The following is a 21,229-nucleotide window of genomic DNA, read 5'->3' on the forward strand; positions in this document are numbered from 1 at the left end:
ATTGAGCGGTATAAATTGTGATGCCGCTCACTAACAGGATGGACGCTGTTCTATGGCAGAAGAAAACCACACCTCTGAAGATACCGATAATAAAGAAAATAAAGAGACTGAACGTAAACGCCCCGGCAAAAAGCCGCTGATTATTCTGGGTATTGTGGTGATCGTCATGGTCATCGTGGCGCTGGTATGGTGGTTTATGACCCGCAACCAGGAGACCACCGACGATGCCTTCACCGAAGGTGACGCTGTCACAATTGCCCCGAAAACCGCTGGCTACGTCACCGATCTGCGGGTGCGGGATAACCAGCGGGTGAAAAAAGGCGATCTGCTGGTGACGATCGATCCCCGGGATACGCTCGCCCAGCGCGATCAGGCTAAAGCCCAGCTCGGTCTGGCCGAGGCCCAACTGCATCAGGCGCAGGCGCAACTGGCGCTCTCGAAAGTGCAATACCCCGCCCAGCGCGACGAAGCTAACGCCCAGGTGATCAAAGCCCAGGCCGATCTCGCCAATGCCCAGGCGGAGTATCGCCGTCAGCGCGGCGTCGATCCCCGCGCCACCACGCAACAGAGCATCGACGCGGCCAACGCCCAGCTGCGCAGCGCCCAGGCCCAGCTTGCCAGCGCCAAAGCACAGCTTGAGGTGGCCTCCCAGGTGCAGCTGCAAATTCGTCAGCAGGAGACCAACGTCGAAGCCCGGGAGCGCCAGGTGGAACAAGCGCGTGCCCAGCTGAAGACCGCCGAGCTCAACCTCTCTTACACCGAAGTTCGTGCTCCCTTTGATGGCTACATAACGAAGCGCAACGTCCAGACCGGTACCCTGGTGCAGGCGGGCACCGCGCTCTTTTCCCTGGTCTCGAGCGATATCTGGGTGGTCGCCAACTTTAAAGAGTCCCAGCTGGAGCGGATGCGCCCCGGTAATAAGGTCACGCTGAGCGTGGACGCCTGGCCAGATATGGAGCTGGAAGGGCATGTCGACTCTATCCAGCAGGGGAGCGGCTCACGCTTTGCCGCCTTCCCGTCGGAAAACGCCACCGGTAACTTCGTGAAGATCGTCCAGCGCGTACCGGTGAAAATTGTCATTGATAAAGGGCTGGATCCCAATAAGCCGCTGCCGCTGGGCCTGTCGGTTGAGCCGAAGGTAACCGTGGAATGACCGACCACAGCCATGAAAACTGGCGGCCCGCCAGCAACCCGTGGGCGGTGGCGATCGTCGTCACCCTCGCGGTGTTTATGGAGATCCTCGATACCACCATCGTCAACGTGGCGCTGCCCCACGTGGCGGGTTCGCTCTCCGCCAGCTATGACGAATCCACCTGGGTGCTCACCAGCTATCTGGTGGCGAACGGCATTGTGCTGCCCATCTCGGCGTTTCTGAGCCGGCTTTTTGGCCGCAAGCAGTTCTTCCTGATCTGCATTGTGATGTTCACCATCTGCTCCTTCCTGTGCGGGATCGCCACCGAGCTGTGGCAGATCATCCTGTTCCGTATTCTGCAGGGCTTCTTCGGCGGCGGACTGCAGCCTACCCAGCAGTCGGTACTGCTCGACTACTTTAAGCCGGAAGATCGCGGTAAGGCGTTTGGCCTGTCGTCCATCGCCATTATTGTCGCCCCGGTGCTGGGGCCGACGCTCGGCGGCTGGATCACTGATAACTACTCCTGGCGCTGGGTGTTTTTTATTAACATCCCGGTGGGGATTGTGACCGTGCTGGCGATCTATCAGCTGCTGGAAGATCCGCCGTGGGAGAGTAAATCGAAAGAGAAACTTTCCGTCGACTGGACGGGCATCGGGCTTATCGCCCTTGGCCTCGGCTGCCTGCAGGTGATGCTCGACCGCGGGGAAGACGAAGACTGGTTTAACTCGAACTTTACGCGCACCTTCGCGGTGCTGACGCTGATTGGCATTATCGGCGCTATCTACTGGCTGCTCTATGCCAAAAAGCCGGTGGTGGATCTGCACTGCATGAAGGATAAAAACTTCGCCGTCTCCAGCCTGCTGATGGCCGGTATGGCGATGATCCTCTACGGCAGTTCGGTGGTGATCCCGCAGCTGGCGCAGCAGGATCTGGGCTATACCGCCACCTGGTCGGGGCTGGTGCTCTCGCCCGGCGCGATCCTCATTGTGCTGACCATCCCGCTGGTGCTGAAGCTGATGCCGATTGTGCAGACGCGCTGGATCATCGCCTTCGGCTTTGCCTGCCTGGCGACGGCCTTCTTCTGGTCGCGGACGCTGACGCCGGATATCGACTTTGAGACCCTGGTGCTGTTCCGCAGCGCCCAGTCGATTGGGCTGGGGTTCCTGTTTGTGCCCCTGACCACCATCGCCTTTATCTCGATCCCCCGGCGGCTGAACGCCGACGCTGCGGCGCTCTTTACCATGTTCCGCAACGTGGCGGGGTCGGTAGGCATTTCGCTCTCGACGGCGGCCATTACCGAGCGCTCCCAGGCCCACAGCGCCCATCTCGCCACGCATACCTCGGCGTTTGACGAGCCGTTCCAGCAGACGATCCGCGAGATGGCCCAGGCGATCCAGAACTTTACCACCCAGGTGGGCGACCCCACCGGCATCGCCACCGGGCGCATGTACCAGGCGATGATCGAGCAGTCGCGTTTCCTGGCCTACGTGGATGTCTTCACCATTCTGAGCGTGGTGGCCCTTTTACTGATTCCGTTTTGTTTGTTGCTCTCGCCGGTTAAGAGCGAGGGGAGTGCAGGAGCACACTGATGATTCGACGTTTAAGCCCCCTGATGTTAATGCTGCTGCTGGCAGGCTGTGCCGTGGGGCCTGACTACCAGCAGCCCGCGCCGCAAACCCCGACGCACTGGAACGATCCGGGCGACGGCGGCGTGAAATCGCAAACCGCGTCGACCGCCATCAATCCTCGCTGGTGGAAATCCTTTGGCGATCCGCAGCTGGACAGCCTGATTGAGCGCGCCATCGCTGGCAACCTGTCGCTACAGCAAACCGTGTTGCGCATCGCCGGGGCGCGGGAGCAGATCAACCAGGCGGGCGGTGCCTTCTTCCCGGCGGTGAACGGCAACCTGCAGGCCACCCGGCAGCAGCTGGGGCTGGAGGGGGAGCTGAAATCCCACGGCGTATACGATCAGCTTGATGATGTGGATCCTGAACTGCGCGGGGCGCTGGGACCGCTGACCCAGCCGATTAACCTCTATCAGGGCAGCTTTGACGCCCAGTGGGAGCTGGATCTGTGGGGCAAGGTGCGCCGTCAGGTGGAAGCCGCCAACGCTCAGCAGCAGGCGGCTATCGAGCAGCGTAACGATGCACTGGTGTCGCTGGAGGCGGAAGTCGCCCGCGCCTGGCTCCAGCTGCGCGGAGCCCAGAGCAGCATCGCGACCCTCAATACCCAGATCGAGAGCGCGCAGCAGACGCTGGATCTGACCAGCAGCCGCCAGCGCGGCGGCCTGTCGCCGCAGTTGGACGTGGAGAACGCCCGCGCCCAGCTCGGCAACCTGGAGGCGCAGCTTCCGCAATATGAAGCCCAGGCGCGGCAGGCGATGAACGGCCTGGCGATCCTGCTTGGCAAACCGCCGGGAGCGCTGGACGGCGAGTTGCAGGCCAGCAAACCGTTGCCCGCGCTGCCGGAGATTGTCCCCACCGGGATCCCGTCCACCCTGGCGCGACGCCGCCCGGACGTGCGTGAGGCCGAGGCGAATCTGCATGCGGCCACCGCGCAGATTGGCGTGTCGGTGGCGCAGCTGTTCCCCAGCGTCTCCCTCAGCGGCCAGTTTGGCCTGCGTAACAGCGAGGCTAACTGGCTCACCGACTGGAGCAGCCACTTCTACAGCGTCGGGCCGCAGTTCTCCATTCCCATCTTCCAGGGCGGACGGCTGGTCTCCAGCGTGAAGGTCGCCCGTGCCCAGCAGGGCGCCGCCGTACTGGACTATCGTCAGACGGTGCTTACCGCGCTGGGGGATGTGGAAAATGCACTGGTCAGCTACCGCACCGACCAGAAGCGGGAGGCGGGATTAAGCAAAACCATTGATGCGCTGCAAAACGCCTTCGATCTGGCGAGCAGTAGCTATCGCCAGGGGATCGCTACCTTTATCGACGTGCTGGATGCCCAGCGCCAGCTGGCCCAGGCGCAGCAGCAGCGGGATCAGGCCCGGGTACAGAGCGCGCTGGATCTGGTGGCGCTCTATAAAGCGCTTGGCGGGGGATGGGAGCCGTATCAGAAGGTGCAGCTGCCGGATTATGCTGTGTTTGGGGATGCGCCGAGGGGATGATTTAGCGCTTTGGAAAGAAATTGCATATTCGCCATTCAGAGGTAAGTTCCGTTCACTTTATGACGGATAGAATATGACGTTCCAGCACACGTGAACGGGAAAAGGGGGCCACCGCGGCCCCCTTTTCAATCCCCGCGGCCCCGCAAGAAATCGGTGCTTCGCACTGCGCTCACCTCCCGACCTGCTGCCTGCGGTCGGCTCAACTCGACATCCTGTCTCGATTCGCCTCTGGCCGCCATCCCTGGCGTCCAGCCCTTGTCATCCGGTCTCCGGTTCGCCGATTTCAGCGGAACTCAACACCCGTGCCACATGCAGAAATTGTTAAAAGACTCTTTTAAGTTTTTTCAAACAGCTGGAAAGGTGGAGGGGGCGAGAGTCCGGCTGAAAATCGCCGAAGCGTTTCCTGTAGGCCGGGGCGAGGCGCATGGATGCGCCGAGAGGGCGTGACCTACATGGATGTAGGATCACGCCCGACCCGAAAGCCGGAAGGAATAAGCTGAGGGGACCGCGAAGCGGCGATTTTCTTTGCCGGGAGCCGGGATTGTTAAGGGGGCGGCGATAGCCCCCTTAACACGTTCACCGCAGCGGGGTGAACATAATGCAGAAATGCTTTAGTGAACGGAACAATTCCACTGTTTCAGCAGAATTGTTCCTATTACCATCAGTTCAACCGAACCGGCATCCCCGAACGGTTTTGAATCGCCTGATCCACAATCGTCGCATCCACATCCTGCTGGCCGGTCACCGCCTGCACATTGCTGGTCAGGGTAATTGGCACAGTTACGTTATTGTCGATCTGCTCTTCGCTGGTAGAGAGCGGGTTATGCACTTCGAGGTAACGGCTGCCATCCGGCTCGGTGGTCGCTTTGACAGGCTCGTTGATGAACTGCACGCGAGTACCCACCGGTACGTTTTCGAACAGGAATTTGATGTCGTCGTTACGCAGACGCACACAACCGTGGCTCACGCGCAGGCCGATACCGAAGTTGGCATTGGTGCCGTGAATCGCATACAGGCGGCCAATGTAGAGCGCGTACAGACCCATCGGGTTATCCGGGCCCGCAGGCACAACGGCTGGCAGCGGCTCGCCCGCGGCGATGTATTCCGCGTGCATCTTCGCGGTTGGGGTCCAGGTTGGGCCCGCTTTCTTACGCTCAACTTTGGTAGTCCAGTTCATCGGGGTATCTTTACCCAGCTGGCCGATACCGATTGGCAGCACGATTACGGTGTTGGTGCCTTTCGGGTAGTAGTACAGACGCATTTCGGCGCTGTTGATGATGATACCTTCATGTACGGTATCCGGCAGGATCAGCTGCTGAGGAATGTTCAGCACGGTGCCGCCTTTCGGCAGGTACGGATCGACGCCCGGGTTAGCTTCCATCATGTTGGAGAGGCCAAGCTGATATTCTGCTGCGAAATATTCCAGCGGCTGGCTGTTGCCTTCTTCAATGGTCACAACCTGGTTCTGACCGACCAGACGGCTACCGTCGGTTGGCAGTGGATAGGTGACAGCAGAAGCGGTCTTGCAAAACCCTACTACGGCAAACGCCGCCGCAAAAAGCGAAGTTAATTTCATATTCATGTTGTGCGAGGTATCTGTGCCACGTTGGCAGGTTGTTTAAAAGTCAGAACGGTTTAGGGAGCGCATTATATGTGCATTCCCACCCGCATGGAATTCGGATGTGTACTAAATCACACTTTTTTCAATTCTGTTAAAGTGTAGCGCTACGTTGTTAAGCGGGATCTCATTTCGGAATTGTGGCATAATGCCGGGTTTATCACACTTCTCGCAGGAATCTCCCGTGTTAGTTACCAGCAACGTCACTATGCAGTTTGGCAGTAAGCCGCTGTTTGAAAACATTTCCGTCAAGTTTGGCGGCGGCAACCGTTACGGCCTGATTGGTGCCAACGGTAGCGGAAAATCCACCTTCATGAAGATCCTCGGCGGCGATTTAGAGCCGACCCTGGGCAACGTTTCTCTCGATCCGAACGAGCGCATCGGTAAGCTGCGTCAGGATCAGTTCGCCTTTGAAGCGTTCACCGTGCTTGATACGGTGATCATGGGTCACGTTGAGCTGTGGGAAGTGAAGCAGGAGCGTGATCGCATCTACGGCCTTGCCGAAATGAGCGAAGAAGATGGCTATAAAGTGGCCGATCTCGAAACCCAGTACGGCGAAATGGACGGCTATTCCGCCGAAGCCCGTGCCGGTGAGCTGCTGCTCGGCGTCGGTATTCCGGTTGAACAGCATTACGGCCCGATGAGTGAAGTCGCGCCAGGCTGGAAGCTGCGTGTTCTGCTGGCGCAGGCGCTCTTCTCCAACCCGGATATCCTGCTGCTCGACGAACCGACGAACAACCTGGACATCGACACCATTCGCTGGCTGGAGCAGACGCTGAACGAGCGTAACAGCACCATGATCATCATCTCGCACGACCGTCACTTCCTGAACATGGTCTGCACCCACATGGCCGATCTCGACTACGGCGAGCTGCGCGTTTATCCGGGCAACTACGACGAGTACATGACCGCCGCGACCCAGGCGCGTGAGCGTCTGCTGGCTGACAACGCCAAGAAAAAGGCGCAGATTGCCGACCTGCAATCCTTCGTCAGCCGCTTTAGCGCCAACGCCTCTAAATCCCGTCAGGCCACCTCCCGCGCCCGTCAGATTGACAAGATCAAGCTGGAAGAGGTTAAAGCCTCCAGCCGTCAGAACCCGTTCATCCGCTTCGAGCAGGATAAGAAACTGTTCCGTAACGCGCTGGAAGTGGAAGCCCTCACTAAGGGCTTTGAAGAGGGGCCACTGTTTAAAAACTTCAACCTGCTGCTGGAAGTGGGGGAGAAGATCGCGATTATCGGCGCCAACGGCGTGGGTAAATCCACCATGCTGAAAACCCTGGTAGGCGAACTACAGCCGGACAGCGGTACCGTGAAGTGGTCAGAAAACGCCTCTATCGGCTATTACGCGCAGGACCACGAGTATGAGTTTGAAAACGACCTGACCGTATTCGAATGGATGAGCCAGTGGAAATCAGAAGGCGACGATGAGCAGGTGGTGCGCAGCTTCCTGGGCCGTCTGCTCTTCAGCCAGGACGACATCAAAAAACCGGCGAAGGTCCTCTCCGGTGGTGAGAAGGGCCGTATGCTGTTCGGCAAGCTGATGATGCAGAAACCGAACATCCTGGTGATGGACGAACCGACCAACCACCTGGATATGGAATCGATCGAATCGCTGAACATGGCGCTGGAGATGTATCAGGGCACCCTGATCTTCGTCTCTCACGACCGTGAGTTCGTCAGCTCGCTGGCGACCCGCGTAATTGAAATTACGCCGGAGCGCGTGGTGGACTTCAGCGGTAACTACGAAGACTACCTGCGCAGCAAAGGTATCGACGGCTAATCATCCGTTTCTGACCCTTCCCGTCCGGGGAGGGTCTGCTTTCCCCCTTTCTGCACGCTTTCCCCCGCATTTTTCATAACTTCTTGTTTTTAAATACGATATCACTGCGTTTATATAATTGGTATACCAATTATGGTGCATTTCACCTGTCATATAACTCTCGGGAAATTGGTATAACAACTTAAAAGAAGGGAGAACCGGTCGCGGGCGGAAATCAGGCAGTTTCGTGCAAAAAGCGGGGTAAAAGCGGCACACACTTTGTAACCGTTATGCAGTGAGACATCATGACCTGTTGTTTGCGTTAAGAAAAATGATTTTTAACGTAACCGGAGCGCGGTCACAAAATTACCGGGGGGAGATTAAGCGGGGCGGCGACGCCCATACTGGACGCGCCGCCGTAAAGGGATCAGGCCATGCCAAGTGCGCGCTTGCCGTGAATGTTCAGATCATCAACGGTGAAGCGTGACTGCCATGTCGCTTCATAATCTTCACGCGGGAAATCGCCCGGGGAAGCCCCGGTTTCCAGCGCCGCTTTCACCTTCTTCGCGTAGGCGAGGTTTTTCTCGCACATCGGCGCCGCCGGAATGTACATCACGTTGCCCCAGCCCTGCTGGTTCTCGACCGGGGCCACCGAGTGGATCACATCGCAGTGCCACCACACGGAGTCACCTGCTTCCAGCGCCGGAATGCTGGTTAGCGCTTCTATTAACAGCGGATGCCACTTCTCGGAAATCGGCAGCACGTGACCTGGCGCCACGCCGCAGAGTTCATCTTCCGGCACATCATCCAGCAGCGGACGCAGCAGAATGTACGCCATCGCTTCCGGGATCGGCACCACGTGCAGCAGCCCCTGATCCGGGATCATGTCTGAGAGCGCCGTCCAGCCCTGGAAGGTGCGGAACACCGAGCATTTGGTGGTGTTCTCCACGGTGTACTCTTCCACTTCGGTGCGGTGGGCGGCATCCCACGGATCGTACTGCTCGATATTGCCATCAAAGACCCGGGCAAAGACCTGCTGATAGGCCGGAAGCAGCCAGCGCTCTAGCGCGCCGGAGTCAGTGTGCGCTCCGAGCCCCTTCGAGGTGGTTCCCGGCGGACGACGACGAATGCGGTCCGGGTAGATCACGCTGACGTCCGGGTTGAACCACTGCTTGCCGTTACTCTCAAAAGTCCATAAACGGTTCAGGAATGACTGCACCTGGGCCATCTCTTCGCTCTGACGAGCTTCCATCTGGGCGTGCGACCAGTAGATCGGGTAGATCTCCGGGCGGGAGGCGGTGAGGGTGCCAAAGAAGTTATCTCCCGGACCTTTATAGACATCATCAAAACGGTTGAGATCCAGATAGTCGAGCATCGCGTTATCCCACGCCAGCGCCTGCTCGCGCGGGAAATGACCTTTGATCACCGCACAGCCCCGGCGTTTCACCGCCTCGCGCTGCGCCGGACTGATATTACCGCTCTGCACGTCGGCAAAGGGGATCACCGGCCAGACAGGATCGCCTTTGCTTTTCAGGGCATTAATTTCTGCCACGCGGCTGGCAATTTTATCGCTCAGGCGATCAAACACGCCCTGTACGTCGCCAATCTGCGCCCGTAGCTCGCGTTTCATCTGGCGGATGGCCGCTTTATGGTCAGCGGGCAAAGTTTCACTGGTAAACGTTAAGGTCATAACAGCCTCGCTATCTTTCATTCGAAAGTAAAAGTAATTACAAGTGATACTTTAGGTTAAAAATAAGTTAATGCAAGTTAAATAACTTGATGAAGTGCACAACCCGGAGAGAAAGAGAAAGGTTCGCCGGAGGAGGCTCCGGCGAGAAAATCAGTTGCTGAAAGGCGGGGTGTTATCGAGGACGGCCTGAATCACGTTCAGCGCGCCCTGGTGGTTGTTGTCGTCGGTCTGATAGCGGGTGATAGCTTTGATATTTTCGCCCGCGTTACCCATGGCGAAGGAGTAGTGGGCAAATTTCAGCATTTCGGCATCGTTACCGCTGTCGCCAATGGCCACGCACGCCTGCGGAGAGATGTGCCAGCGCTTCAGCAGGCGGCTGATGCCGTTGGCTTTATGCAGGCCGGGAATGATCAGATCGACAAAACCAAACCCGCTGGTCACCGGCTTCATGATGCCGTCAAGGGAGACATGCAGGGCGTCAATCAGGTTCGGGATATCGCTGTCAGGCAGGTTCAGCGAAAACTTGAACAGCACGTCGTCGATGTCGCGATAGTCGCTGATGCGCTGTAAGCGGTGATAATGTTTTGACATCAGGTCGACGAAGGCGTCGGGTGCCTTGTCGCTGACGTAAGCACTCTCCAGACCGCAGGCGACAAAGTTCAGGGCGCTATCTTTCAGCAGTTCGCCAATGACAATCTGCGACTCATGTTTCGTCAGTTCGCCGTGGAAAATCTGCTCGCCGTGATCGAACACCAGCGCGCCGTTCTCCGCCACGAAGGAGATCTGCGATTTCAGCTCCGGGAAGAAGGAGATGAGCTGGTAATACTGGTTGCCGCTGGCGACAACGAACTCGATATTGCGGGCCTGAAGTTGCTGGAACTGCGCCTGAAAGCGGTCACGATCGTACTGCTTGGCGTCATCAAGAAAAGTCCCGTCCATATCAGTGACGATAACTTTAACGGTCATACATTGCGCTCCTGGATGTTACTGCGACCAGCAACATTCTAATAACAATGTGACCAAAACCACAAATTTAATTTCGAATGAAAGTGAAAAGCCGGGTGGCGCTACGCTTACCCGGCCTACGGGAGAATTGTAGGCCCGGTAAGCGTAGCGCCACCCGGCGTTTGTTTACAGCGTATGCTCAGTACGCGCAATAATATCGTCCTGCGCATCCGGCGACAGGGCGGTGAAGAACGCCGAGTAACCCGCCACGCGCACCACCAGGTCACGATACTGATCCGGGTGTTTCTTCGCTTCCAGCAGCGTTTCGCGCGACACAATGTTGTACTGGATATGCCAGCCTTTATGCACCTCGAAGAAGGTACGCAACAGCACCATCAACTTCTGGCGGTCGCTGTCGTTATCCAGCGTTGCCGGGTTGAGCTTCTGGTTCAGCAGCACGCCGCCCAGAATCGCCTCGGTAGGCAGTTTGCCCACGGAGCCGATAACCGCGGTTGGGCCCAGGTGGTCCGTACCGGAGGCCGGGCTGGCCCCTTCCGCCAGCGGAGTATGCGCTTTACGCCCGTCCGGGGTCGCCATAGTTGCCGCGCCAAACGGTACGTTGGCGGAGATGGACGAGGTGCCGGCGTAATATTTCCCGCCAATTGGGCCGCGACCGTAGCGCGGGTTATGGTACTGCTTCAGCTCTTCGATGTAGGTCTGGTAGGCACGGGTCAGGAGCAGATCCACGCTGTCATCGTCGTTACCGTACTTCGGCGCGCCGTTGATCAGACGCTGGCGCAGCTGCTCATGGGTCAGTCCCTCGTAATCATCCGCAAGGGCCGCCGCCAGCTGCTGCTGACCAATCGCCCCCTGTTCAAAGACCAGCTTCTTCACTGCCGCCAGGCTGTTGCCGAGGTTGGCGATGCCCACCTGCAGGCCGGATACCCAGTCGTACTTCGCGCCGCCCTGCTTGATGCTCTTCGCGCGCTCAATGCAGTCATCCACCAGCGCCGAGCAGAGAATGTCGTGGACGTTCTCTTCCAGCATGGTGTCCACCACGTACTCGATTTCGATGGACTTGCGGGTGTAATAGCGGATCTGGCTATCCCAGGCGGCCATCACTTCGTCAAAGTTGTTGAAGTTGCCCGCCGAGAGCGCTTTTTCCTGCGGCAGGAATACTTTACCGCTGGTGGCGTCGCGGCCGCCCTCCATCGCCGCCAGCATCACGCGGGCGAAGTTAATGAAGCTCATGCCGGTGCAGCGGTAGCCCCACTTGCCGCCTACTGCGGTTTCGATACAGCCGATGGCCGCATAGTCGTAGGCGTCCTCTTTCTCTACCCCGAGCTTGATAAATTCCGGGATCACAATCTCATCGTTGTTGAAGGCTGGCATCCCGAAGCCACAGCGGATCACCTGAACGCAGGCGTCGAGGAAGTCGTTGCTCATGCCCGCGTGGTAGCGCACGCTCAGGTTCGGCTGGGTGGAGCGCAGACGACCGCAGGATTCCAGAATGGCGTAGGAGAGCGGGTTCACCGCATCCATCGCCACACCGTTCACCAGTTTCTGACCGCCGATGGTGACGTTCTGGTACAGCGGGCTACCGGCAGAGGCTTTGGAGTGCGAGCCGGAGCGGATCTTGTTCACTTCCAGCAGCTTCAGCCAGCAGCTGTGCAGCAATTCGATGGCGTGTTCACGATCCAGAGACTGGTTCAGCTCCACGTCGCGGCGGTAGTACGGGTAGAGATACTGGTCCATCCGGGCAAAGGAGACGGAGTGGCCGTTGGACTCAATCTGCAGGATCAGCTGGATGAAGTAGCACAGCTGCAGTGCCTGCCAGAAGGTTTTTGGCGGTTCGTGGGCAATCACATCGCAGTTTTCCGCCATGGCCAGCAGCTCGTCGCGGCGGCTTTCGCGGGTTTCGCTGGCGGCCATCTCACGCGCCAGGTCGGCAAAGCGTTCGATATGCATGCTTACCGCTTCCAGCACGATATCGATCGCTTTCAGGAACTGTTCACCGTGCAGATCTTCCAGCACCGTCAGGTTGATGCGGGAGCGGCGCTCGGCCACCTTGTGGCGCAGGCCGTCGAGCCCCTTTTCCAGCAGCAGCGGGAAGTTCACCGCCAGGTGGGCGTCGCCGGAGGTCATGTTGCCTTCGGCTTTAATAATCCCGGTTTCCAGCAGGCCTTTTTGCTCATCGGTGAACATACCGTAGCAGCGATCCTGCACCGTCTGGCCACGCCACCACGGGCAGAGTTCATGCAGAACGCGTTTGTTCTCTTCGCTTACCGCAAAGCCCGCGCCCGGACGGTCGGCGAGATCGTCGATCTCTTTTTCAATCCACGAGACGGTGTATTCCGGGAAGATCGGCGCGGCGCGCACTTCGCTTGCCTGGTTACCAATAATCAGTTCGTCATGTTTGATCCAGATAGTGCGCTGCGCCAGGTGATGCGCCAGGGCCAGCGCGCGGCGGACCGGGATCGGCTTATCCATATGCTGCTGGTACATTTCGGTATAGTGCTGCGCACGTTCGGTACAGACCGGCGGCTTAACAATATGGACCAGGGCAGTTTTATGCGCCTTAATGCGATCGCTCAGGGTAGTAAGATTCAGCTGTGTCATAACATTATCCTCGTAAGGTCGCGGTTAACCCTTTCTGGGCGGCGTACTGCCGGGCAAAGTCCAGTAATGCAGGATTATCGAGCGGTTTATCAGGGGCGGAGTAGGGTTGGCCGAGCAGGGTGTATTTGTTCATGCCCAGCGTGTGATACGGTAAAAAATGGATGTCACGGACGTTCAGTTCATCCGCGGCAAAATTGGTAATCGCGGTAATCGACGCTTCATCGGCGTTAAAGCCCTGGATCAGCGGCACGCGAATGGTGAGCGTTTTCCCGGCGGCAGCGAGGCGTCTGAGGTTATCCAGCACCCGTTTCGCCGAGCCGTCGGTCCACTGCTTAAAGACCGCACCGTCGACATGTTTCAGGTCGGCGAGAAACAGATCGATGTACGGTAACGACGGTTCGATATAGTGCCACGGCACATGCAGACAGGTTTCCACGGCGGTATGAATGCCCGCGTCGTGGCTGGCCTGGAAGAGGGCGCGGGCCAGCGTCGGGTTCATAAAAGGTTCGCCTCCGGAGAGGGTGACGCCGCCGCCGCTGCGATCGTAGAACGGCTTATCCCGCAGGACGGTCGCCATGATCTCCTCCACCTGCTTCTCTTCACCGCAGACGGTCAGGGCTTGGGTCGGGCAGCAGTGGGTGAGGGCATCCAGGTGGGTATCGTCGAGTTTTTCGCGGTGGATCACCAGGCCATTCAGCGTGCGGTGGATGACCGCGGGCACCGCCTGCTGGCAGAGGTTGCACCCCTCCAGGCACAGGCGAGCGTCGAACAGCAGATCCCGCGAGCGTTCGCGGCTTTCCGGGTTCTGACACCAGCGGCAGTCCAGGGAGCAGCCTTTCATAAAGACCACGGTACGAATACCGGGGCCGTCGTGTGTCGAATAACGCTGAATGTTGAAGATCATAATGTCGCCTCTTGTTGCGTATGAAGATTAAATTACTTTCGAATGAAGGTTATCTTGACGCAAATCAACTCTGAGGCAGGTTTTGCCGTGCTAGGGTTACGGCATAGTCATTTTTGAGGACCCCATCATGGAACTGTATCTCGACACATCCGACGTCATTACTGTTAAAAAACTGGCCCGCGTCTTTCCGCTGGCAGGCGTCACCACCAACCCAAGCATTGTTGCCGCGGGCAAAACGCCGCTGGAAGTCTTGCTACCGCAGCTGCAGGAGGCGATGGGCGGCCAGGGCCGTCTGTTTGCCCAGGTGATGGCGACCACCGCGGAAGGGATGGTGGAAGATGCGCTGAAGCTGCGCGGTATCGTGGCCGATCTGGTGGTCAAAGTGCCGGTCACGGCGGAAGGGCTGGCGGCCATTAAAATGCTGAAAGTGCAGGGCGTGCCGACGCTCGGTACAGCGGTCTACAGCGCGGCGCAGGGGCTGATGGCGGCGCTGGCGGGGGCGGAGTATGTCGCGCCCTACGTCAACCGCGTGGATGCGCAGGGCGGGGATGGCATTCAGACGGTGGCGGAGCTGCAACAGCTGCTGACGCTCCACGCGCCGCACGCCAAAGTGCTGGCCGCAAGCTTCAAAACCCCGCGTCAGGCGCTGGACTGCCTGCTGGCGGGCTGTGAATCCATCACCCTGCCGCTGGATGTGGCCCAGCAACTGATTACCTCTCCGGCGGTGGACGCCGCGATCGCAAAATTCGAGCAGGACTGGCAGAACGCCTTTGGACGGACATCGATCTGACCTTATTGCCGGGCGGCGCTAACGCTTGCCCGGCCTACGGTTCGAGGTTTTTGTAGGCCGGGTAAGGCGAAGCCGCCACCCGGCATGTTTTTACCCCCCGCACACCTCACACCCCGGATTGCGCATCAGCTTCATCTCGCGGAACTGGCAGGTCATCGCGTCATACATGACGATTTTCCCCGCCGCGGGCGTGCCGTAACGGGTCAGCACCTTAATCGCCTCCATCGCCTGCATCGAACCGATCACCCCCACTAGCGGCGCCATCACTCCTGCCTCAACGCAGGTCAGGGCGTTTTCGCCAAACAGACGGCTCAGGCAGCGGTAGCAGGGCTCGCCCTCCGCGTACGTAAAGACGCTCACCTGGCCTTCCATACGGATCGCTGCCCCGGAGACCAGCGGCGTCTTATGAGCGAAACAGCCGGCGTTGAGCTGATTGCGAATGGTGACGTTGTCGGTGCAGTCGAGCACCAGATCGTGTTGGGCAATCTGGTCAGACAGCGCGGCGTCATCAAGCAGGGCGTTGAGCAGCGTAAACTGCACGTTGGGGTTGATGCGCGAAAGTGATGCCTGGGCCGAGACCACTTTCGGCTCGCCCAGGGTCGCATCGCTGTGCAGGGTCTGGCGTTGCAGGTTGGAGAGCGACACGGTGTCGAAATCGAGCAGCGTCATGCGCCCGACACCGGCCGCCGCCAGATACTGCGCCGCGGCGCAGCCTAATCCGCCGAGGCCGACCACCAGCACATTCGCGGCTTTTAACGCTTCCTGGCCGTCGAAATCAAAACCGCGCAGCACAATCTGGCGATTGTAGCGCAGCATCTCGTTGTCGCTCAGCTCCACCGTCATGGTTAGCCTCCAAACAGGGCGTTAAACGGCTCGACTTCCACCCACTCACCCGCTTCCACGTTACCGCGTTCGCGCTCAAGCACGATAAAGCAGTTGCCCTGGCTGAAGGAGCTGAAAATATGCGAGCCCTGATGGCCGGTGGTGCTCACCTCCAGCTCGCCGTCGGCGTTACGCGCCAGAATGCCGCGCTGGAAGTCGAGACGGCCCGGCGATTTTTTCAGCCGGGTGGCGGCGCGCACGCGCTGGCGGGCAGGCAGGCTGTGCGCCCGGTTGCCGGAGAGCTTCGCCAGCAATGGCTGTACCAGCTGGTAGAAGGTGAGCGCCGCAGAGACCGGGTTCCCTGGCAGGCCGCAGAACCAGCTATCCGGCAGTTTGCCGAAGGCGAAAGGTTTGCCGGGCTTGATGGCCAGCTTCCAGAAGCCGATCTCACCCAGTTCATCGAGGATCGTTTTGGTGTAGTCCGCTTCGCCCACCGAGACGCCGCCGGAGCTCAGGACCACGTCGGCCACGCGATCCGCCTCAATAAAGGCTTCGCGCAGTTTTTGCGGATCGTCAGGAATAATGCCGAGGTTGATCACCTCACAGCCGAGCTGCTCCAGCATCAGGTGCACCGCCAGCCGGTTGGTGTCGTAGATCTGCCCTTCGGCCAGCGGCTGGCCCGGCAACTGAAGCTCATCGCCGGTGGAGAAGAGCGCCACGCGCACCTGGCGCACCACGGCGATCTCTGCAATGCCCAGCGAGGCTAGCACCGGCAGTTCGGCGACGGTCAGTTTTGTCCCCGCCGGGAAGACGGTCGCGCCGAGGGCAATATCTTCCCCGCTGCGGCGGATATTTTGTCCCGGCTTAACGCTGGCGGTAAAACGCACGCCATCGTCGGTCTGTTCGGTCTCCTCCTGCATCACCACCGCATCGCAGCCTGGCGGCACCGGCGCGCCGGTCATAATGCGCACGCAGCTTCCGGCAGGCCATTCACCCTGGAAAGGCTGACCGGCAAAGGCTTTTCCCGCCACCGGCAGCGCGGTACCTGCCGCCAGATCCGCCAGACGCACGGCGTAGCCATCCATCGCTGAGTTATCAAAGCCCGGCACGTTCAGGGGAGAGATGATGTCGGCGGCGGTCACGCGGCCAAAGCAGCGCAGCAGCGGTAAGGTTTCCTGCTCTGTAAGCGGAGAAATACGATCGAGCATCTGGGTGAGTGCCGTCTCAAGCGGCATCAGTCCGGCGGTAAAATCCATGGGTCACTCCAGGGAGAGAATAACGAAGGCGGCCATTATGGCAGAAAAGTGCCGTTAACTGTATGACACCATGGGCTTACCCTTTACATCACCGTGACGTCTTTCTATATTCAAAAATTATATGAATTGTCAGCCACGATAATGATATTTATAAAAAAAGCGGCCATAACGTGCCCAAAGGTAAAGTAAATGGGGAAGGCAGTCATTGCAATCCACGGCGGCGCCGGGGCTATCACCCGCGCGCAGCTTAGTCAGGAACAGGAAAGGCGCTACGTTGAGGCGCTCTCATCGATTGTGGAAACCGGCCAGCGAATGCTGGAGGCGGGAGAGAGCGCGCTGGATGTGGTCACCGAAGCGGTACGTCTGCTGGAGGAGTGCCCGCTGTTTAACGCCGGGATTGGCGCGGTGTTTACCCGCGACGAAACCCACGAGCTGGATGCCTGCGTGATGGACGGCATTACCCTGAAAGCGGGCGCCGTGGCCGGGGTCAGCCATCTGCGCAACCCGGTGCTGGCCGCCCGTCTGGTGATGGAGCAGAGCCCGCACGTGCTGCTGGTCGGGGAGGGCGCCGAGAAATTCGCCTTTGCCCACGGCATGGAGGCGGTGTCGCCGGAGATTTTCTCTACCCCGGAGCGCTATCAGCAACTGCTGGCGGCGCGCGGGGCGGGTGAGACCCGGCTCGACCACGCCGCCCCGCTGGACGAGGCGAGCAAAATGGGTACCGTGGGCGCCGTCGCGCTGGATAAAGCGGGCAATCTGGCCGCGGCCACCTCCACCGGGGGAATGACCAATAAACTGCCCGGTCGGGTGGGCGACAGCCCGCTGCCCGGTGCAGGCTGCTATGCCAATAACGCCAGCGTGGCGGTCTCCTGTACCGGCACTGGCGAAGTATTTATCCGCACCCTGGCCGCCTATGATATCGCCGCGCTGATGGACTACGGCGGCTTAAGCCTGGCAGAAGCCTGCGAGCGGGTGGTAATGGAAAAACTTCCGGCGCTGGAGGGCAGCGGCGGGCTGATTGCCATCGATCGCGAGGGCAATGTGGCACTACCGTTTAACAGTGAGGGCATGTACCGTGCCTGGGGATACGCAGGCGATACGCCGAGCACCGGAATTTACCGTGAATAAGGGGGAGAGGCATGCCGCACAGTGATGAACTGGACAGTCAGCAGGTGCTGGCGGTGCACAACCTGAACGTTGCCTTTCCTGACAACCATCAGTCGATCCCGGCGGTTAAACACCTCTCTTTTTCGCTAAAACGCGGCGAGACGCTGGCGATCGTCGGTGAGTCCGGTTCCGGTAAATCGGTGACCGCGCTGTCGCTGATGCGCCTGATTGAACAGTCCGGCGGGCAGGTGGCGTGCGACAGCCTGCTGCTGCGCCGTCGTAACGGCCAGGTGAGCGATCTCACTACCCTGAACGCCTCCCAGATGCGCAGCGTGCGCGGCGCGGATATCGCCATGATTTTCCAGGAGCCGATGACCTCCCTCAATCCGGTCTTTCCGGTGGGGGAGCAGATCGCCGAATCCATTCGCCTGCATCAGGGTCTGAACCGCGAGGGGGCGCTGGCCGAAGCCCGGCGCATGCTGGAGCAGGTGCGGATCCCGGAGGCCGATGCTGTGCTGTCGCGTTACCCGCACCAGCTTTCCGGCGGCATGCGCCAGCGGGTGATGATCGCCATGGCGCTCTCCTGTCGCCCGGCGGTGCTGATTGCCGATGAACCGACCACCGCGCTGGACGTCACCATCCAGGCGCAGATCCTGCAGCTCATCAAGGTGTTGCAGGAGGAGATGGAGATGGGGGTGATCTTTATCACCCACGACATGGGCGTGGTGGCGGATATCGCCGATCGGGTGCTGGTGATGTATCAGGGCGAGGCGGTGGAAACCGGCACCGTGGAGCAGATTTTCCATGCCCCTGAGCACCCCTATACGAAGGCGCTGCTGGCCGCGGTGCCACGTCTGGGAGCGATGAACGGCAGCGATCTGCCCCGGCGTTTTCCACTGTTCTCCCTTGCCGAACCCGGCTATCAGGAGGCTGAAACCGAGCAGGATACCGTGGTGCCCGGCGAGCCCATTTTACAGGTGCGTGACCTGGTGACCCGCTTTCCGCTGCGCGGCGGCCTGTTTAACCGCGTCAAGCGCGAAGTCCACGCGGTGGAGAGCGTCAGTTTCGATTTATGGCCCGGCGAAACGCTGTCGCTGGTGGGCGAATCCGGCAGCGGCAAATCGACCACCGGCCGGGCGCTGCTGCGGCTGGTGGAGGCCCAGGAGGGCACCATCACCTTTAACGGTGAGCGCATCGACACCCTGCCGGCCGGGAAGCTGCAACCCCTGCGGCGGGATATTCAGTTTATTTTCCAGGATCCCTACGCCTCCCTCGATCCCCGCCAGACGGTGGGCTATTCGATTATGGAGCCGCTGCGGGTGCATAACCTGCTGGACGGGGATGCCGCCCAGCGGCGGGTGGCGTGGCTGCTGGAGCGTGTGGGCCTCAAACCGGAACACGCCTGGCGCTATCCCCATGAATTTTCCGGCGGCCAGCGGCAGCGGATCTGTATTGCCCGCGCGCTGGCCCTGAACCCGAAGGTAGTGATTGCCGACGAGTCCGTCTCGGCGCTGGATGTCTCCATCCGGGCGCAGATCATTAACCTGCTGCTCGATTTGCAGCGGGAGATGGGCATCGCGTTTCTGTTTATTTCCCATGATATGGCGGTGGTGGAGCGCATCAGCCACCGGGTGGCGGTGATGTACCTCGGGCAGATTGTCGAGATTGGCCCGCGTCGTGCGGTGTTTGAAAATCCCCAGCACCCTTACACCCGCAAACTGCTGGCGGCGGTGCCGGTGGCCGATCCGGCTCACCGGCAGGCCCGACGGGTGCTGTTGCAGGACGAGCTGCCGGGTAACATTCGCCAGCGGGGAGAACCCACCGAGCGCGTGGCGTTGCGGGAGGTCAGCCCCGGCCATTTTGTCGCACCGCCGCGTCAGGACAATGCTTTTTCGCGTTTATAACTTAAGACAGCAGGGAACAACAGGAGAAGAACATGACAAAATTTGTTGCTCGCAGATGGCTGTTAGCCGCGAGCCTAACGGCGGCCCTCGCGGCCACGCCGGCCTTCGCAGCAAAAGATGTGGTAGTGGCGGTGGCCTCCAATTTCACCACCCTCGATCCCTATGACGCCAACGACACGCTCTCCCAGCAGGTGGCAAAGTCGTTTTATCAGGGGCTATTCGGCCTCGATAAAGAGATGCAGCTGAAAAACGTGCTGGCCGAGAGCTATACCGTCTCTGACGACGGGCTGGTCTACACCATCAAGCTGCGCAGCGGGGTGAAGTTCCAGGACGGCACCGACTTCAATGCCGAGGCGGTGAAGGTCAACCTCGATCGCGCCAGCAACCCGGACAACAGCCTCAAGCGCTACAACCTCTATAAAAATATCGCCAGCACTGAAGCCGTCGATCCCACCACGGTAAAAATTACTCTCAAGGAACCGTTCTCCGCCTTTATCAACATTCTGGCGCACCCGGCCACGGCGATGATCTCCCCCGAGGCGCTGAAAAAATATGGCAAAGAGATTGGTTTTCATCCGGTGGGCACCGGGCCGTATGAGCTGGTGACCTGGAACCAGACCGACTTTGTGAAGGTGAAGAAGTTTGCCGGTTACTGGCAGCAAGGGCTGCCGAAGCTGGACACCATCACCTGGCGTCCGGTGGTGGATAACAACACCCGCGCGGCGATGCTACAGACCGGCGAAGCGCAGTTTGCCTTCCCGATCCCCTATGAGCAGGCGGCGCTGCTCGGCAAAAACAGCAAGCTGGAGCTGGTCGCCAGCCCGTCCATTATGCAGCGCTACATCAGCATGAACGTGACGCAAAAGCCGTTCGATAACCCGAAAGTGCGCGAGGCGATCAACTACGCCATCAACCGCGAGGCGCTGGTGAAGGTGGCCTTTGCGGGCTATGCCACTCCGGCAACGGGCGTGGTGCCGCCGTCTATTGCATACTCCCAGCAGTACCATCCGTGGGAATACAATCCGACAAAAGCGCGCGCGCTGCTGAAAGAGGCTGGCTTCCCGAATGGCTTCAGCACTACCCTGTGGTCGTCGCACAATCACAGCACCGCCCAGAAGGTGCTGCAGTTTACCCAGCAGCAGCTGGCGCAGGTGGGTATTAAGGTGAAGGTGACGGCGATGGATGCCGGACAGCGTGCCGCCGAAGTGGAAGGCAAAGGGCAGAAAGAGAGCGGGGTAAGGATGTTCTACACCGGCTGGTCGGCCTCCACCGGCGAAGCCGACTGGGCGCTGTCGCCGCTGTTCGCCTCGCAAAACTGGCCGCCAACCCTGTTCAACACCGCGTTTTACAGTAATCCGCAGGTGGATAAAGATCTGACGGATGCCCTGAAAACTACCCAGCCGGAAGAGAAAGCGAAACTGTACAAGGACGCGCAGGACACCATCTGGAAGGAGTCGCCTTGGGTGCCGCTGGTGGTAGAGAAGCTGGTCTCGGCGCACAACAAGGCGCTGACCGGATTCTACATCATGCCGGATACCGGCTTTAGCTTTGACGACGCGGATCTGAAATAGAGC

General features: G+C 59.5%; 15 protein-coding genes. 8 read left to right on the plus strand and 7 right to left on the minus strand.

Going from position 1 to position 21,229, the window contains the following annotated elements; genetic code table 11:
* Positions 1 to 52 precede the first annotated feature (52 nt).
* The 3 genes from GNG26_RS06725 to GNG26_RS06735 are packed head-to-tail and all read left to right on the plus strand — an operon-like array spanning position 53 to position 4,241.
* Positions 53 to 1,153: an HlyD family secretion protein gene (locus GNG26_RS06725; protein ID WP_114315552.1), complete on the plus strand. Its 1,101-nt coding sequence runs from the start codon at positions 53 to 55 to the stop codon at positions 1,151 to 1,153.
* Positions 1,150 to 2,721 (plus strand): DHA2 family efflux MFS transporter permease subunit, encoded by a 1,572-nt coding sequence (locus GNG26_RS06730; protein WP_114315551.1) that lies wholly within the window; start codon positions 1,150 to 1,152, stop codon positions 2,719 to 2,721. The genes GNG26_RS06725 and GNG26_RS06730 overlap by 4 nt, the downstream gene beginning before the upstream one ends.
* The gene (locus tag GNG26_RS06735) at positions 2,718 to 4,241 is read left to right on the plus strand and encodes an efflux transporter outer membrane subunit (RefSeq protein WP_197080150.1); all 1,524 of its coding nucleotides are present in this window, start codon (positions 2,718 to 2,720) and stop codon (positions 4,239 to 4,241) included. The genes GNG26_RS06730 and GNG26_RS06735 overlap by 4 nt, the downstream gene beginning before the upstream one ends.
* A gap of 661 nt (positions 4,242 to 4,902) precedes the next feature.
* On the opposite strand, the gene ldtB is transcribed toward GNG26_RS06735, so the two are convergent.
* Complete coding sequence (gene ldtB / locus GNG26_RS06740; RefSeq protein ID WP_103178805.1) at positions 4,903 to 5,823, minus strand: L,D-transpeptidase; 921 nt, start codon at positions 5,821 to 5,823, stop codon at positions 4,903 to 4,905.
* Positions 5,824 to 6,043: 220 nt separating this feature from the next.
* Here ldtB and GNG26_RS06745 point away from each other — a divergent pair, with 220 nt between their 5' ends.
* The gene (locus GNG26_RS06745) at positions 6,044 to 7,639 is read left to right on the plus strand and encodes an ABC-F family ATPase (RefSeq protein ID WP_103823489.1); all 1,596 of its coding nucleotides are present in this window, start codon (positions 6,044 to 6,046) and stop codon (positions 7,637 to 7,639) included.
* A gap of 406 nt (positions 7,640 to 8,045) precedes the next feature.
* Here the strand turns inward: GNG26_RS06745 and GNG26_RS06750 are convergent, their stop codons facing one another.
* The 4 genes from GNG26_RS06750 to GNG26_RS06765 all read right to left on the minus strand — a co-directional run bounded on the left by GNG26_RS06750 (position 8,046) and on the right by GNG26_RS06765 (position 13,776).
* Complete coding sequence (locus GNG26_RS06750; protein ID WP_156238225.1) at positions 8,046 to 9,308, minus strand: DUF1479 domain-containing protein; 1,263 nt, start codon at positions 9,306 to 9,308, stop codon at positions 8,046 to 8,048.
* Between the two features lie 150 nt (positions 9,309 to 9,458).
* Positions 9,459 to 10,274 carry a Cof-type HAD-IIB family hydrolase gene (locus tag GNG26_RS06755; protein ID WP_103178808.1) on the minus strand — a complete coding sequence of 272 codons (816 nt, stop codon included), beginning with the start codon at positions 10,272 to 10,274 and terminating at the stop codon, positions 9,459 to 9,461.
* 165 nt (positions 10,275 to 10,439) lie between these two features.
* On the minus strand, positions 10,440 to 12,872 hold the full coding sequence (locus GNG26_RS06760) for a formate C-acetyltransferase/glycerol dehydratase family glycyl radical enzyme (protein WP_156238227.1): 2,433 nt from the start codon (positions 12,870 to 12,872) through the stop codon (positions 10,440 to 10,442).
* A 4-nt stretch (positions 12,873 to 12,876) separates the two neighbouring features.
* Positions 12,877 to 13,776: a glycyl-radical enzyme activating protein gene (locus GNG26_RS06765; protein ID WP_156238228.1), complete on the minus strand. Its 900-nt coding sequence runs from the start codon at positions 13,774 to 13,776 to the stop codon at positions 12,877 to 12,879.
* A gap of 127 nt (positions 13,777 to 13,903) precedes the next feature.
* Here GNG26_RS06765 and fsa point away from each other — a divergent pair, with 127 nt between their 5' ends.
* Positions 13,904 to 14,566, plus strand: a complete 663-nt coding sequence (gene fsa / locus GNG26_RS06770) for a fructose-6-phosphate aldolase (RefSeq protein WP_156238230.1) — start codon at positions 13,904 to 13,906, stop codon at positions 14,564 to 14,566.
* Positions 14,567 to 14,656: 90 nt separating this feature from the next.
* Here the strand turns inward: fsa and moeB are convergent, their stop codons facing one another.
* Complete coding sequence (moeB, locus tag GNG26_RS06775) at positions 14,657 to 15,409, minus strand: molybdopterin-synthase adenylyltransferase MoeB (protein ID WP_156238232.1); 753 nt, start codon at positions 15,407 to 15,409, stop codon at positions 14,657 to 14,659.
* 2 nt (positions 15,410 to 15,411) lie between these two features.
* Positions 15,412 to 16,644 (minus strand): molybdopterin molybdotransferase MoeA, encoded by a 1,233-nt coding sequence (moeA, locus tag GNG26_RS06780; protein WP_156238233.1) that lies wholly within the window; start codon positions 16,642 to 16,644, stop codon positions 15,412 to 15,414.
* A 189-nt stretch (positions 16,645 to 16,833) separates the two neighbouring features.
* Between moeA and iaaA the strand changes: the two genes are divergently transcribed.
* From iaaA to gsiB, 3 genes are read left to right on the plus strand one after another with little or no spacing between them, the layout of a single operon-like run.
* Positions 16,834 to 17,772 (plus strand): beta-aspartyl-peptidase, encoded by a 939-nt coding sequence (gene iaaA, locus GNG26_RS06785; protein ID WP_156238235.1) that lies wholly within the window; start codon positions 16,834 to 16,836, stop codon positions 17,770 to 17,772.
* A gap of 11 nt (positions 17,773 to 17,783) precedes the next feature.
* Positions 17,784 to 19,655, plus strand: a complete 1,872-nt coding sequence (gene gsiA, locus GNG26_RS06790; protein WP_156238237.1) for a glutathione ABC transporter ATP-binding protein GsiA — start codon at positions 17,784 to 17,786, stop codon at positions 19,653 to 19,655.
* Between the two features lie 32 nt (positions 19,656 to 19,687).
* Positions 19,688 to 21,226: a glutathione ABC transporter substrate-binding protein GsiB gene (gene gsiB / locus GNG26_RS06795; protein WP_156238238.1), complete on the plus strand. Its 1,539-nt coding sequence runs from the start codon at positions 19,688 to 19,690 to the stop codon at positions 21,224 to 21,226.
* Positions 21,227 to 21,229: the final 3 nt, after the last annotated feature.

The sequence above is a fragment of the Leclercia sp. J807 genome, assembly GCF_009734465.1.
Taxonomy (GTDB): domain Bacteria; phylum Pseudomonadota; class Gammaproteobacteria; order Enterobacterales; family Enterobacteriaceae; genus Enterobacter.

Bases quoted from the DNA above. Each gene is read 5' to 3' on its own strand.
- GNG26_RS06760 (WP_156238227.1), bottom strand. From the start codon at position 12,872: ATGACACAGCTGAATCTTACTACCCTGAGCGATCGCATTAAGGCGCAT.
- moeA (WP_156238233.1), bottom strand. From the start codon at position 16,644: ATGGATTTTACCGCCGGACTGATGCCGCTTGAGACGGCACTCACCCAG.
- GNG26_RS06725 (WP_114315552.1), top strand. From the start codon at position 53: ATGGCAGAAGAAAACCACACCTCTGAAGATACCGATAATAAAGAAAAT.
- moeB (WP_156238232.1), bottom strand. From the start codon at position 15,409: ATGACGGTGGAGCTGAGCGACAACGAGATGCTGCGCTACAATCGCCAG.
- gsiA (WP_156238237.1), top strand. From the start codon at position 17,784: ATGCCGCACAGTGATGAACTGGACAGTCAGCAGGTGCTGGCGGTGCAC.
- iaaA (WP_156238235.1), top strand. From the start codon at position 16,834: ATGGGGAAGGCAGTCATTGCAATCCACGGCGGCGCCGGGGCTATCACC.
- GNG26_RS06750 (WP_156238225.1), bottom strand. From the start codon at position 9,308: ATGACCTTAACGTTTACCAGTGAAACTTTGCCCGCTGACCATAAAGCG.
- fsa (WP_156238230.1), top strand. From the start codon at position 13,904: ATGGAACTGTATCTCGACACATCCGACGTCATTACTGTTAAAAAACTG.
- GNG26_RS06730 (WP_114315551.1), top strand. From the start codon at position 1,150: ATGACCGACCACAGCCATGAAAACTGGCGGCCCGCCAGCAACCCGTGG.
- gsiB (WP_156238238.1), top strand. From the start codon at position 19,688: ATGACAAAATTTGTTGCTCGCAGATGGCTGTTAGCCGCGAGCCTAACG.
- ldtB (WP_103178805.1), bottom strand. From the start codon at position 5,823: ATGAATATGAAATTAACTTCGCTTTTTGCGGCGGCGTTTGCCGTAGTA.
- GNG26_RS06765 (WP_156238228.1), bottom strand. From the start codon at position 13,776: ATGATCTTCAACATTCAGCGTTATTCGACACACGACGGCCCCGGTATT.
- GNG26_RS06755 (WP_103178808.1), bottom strand. From the start codon at position 10,274: ATGACCGTTAAAGTTATCGTCACTGATATGGACGGGACTTTTCTTGAT.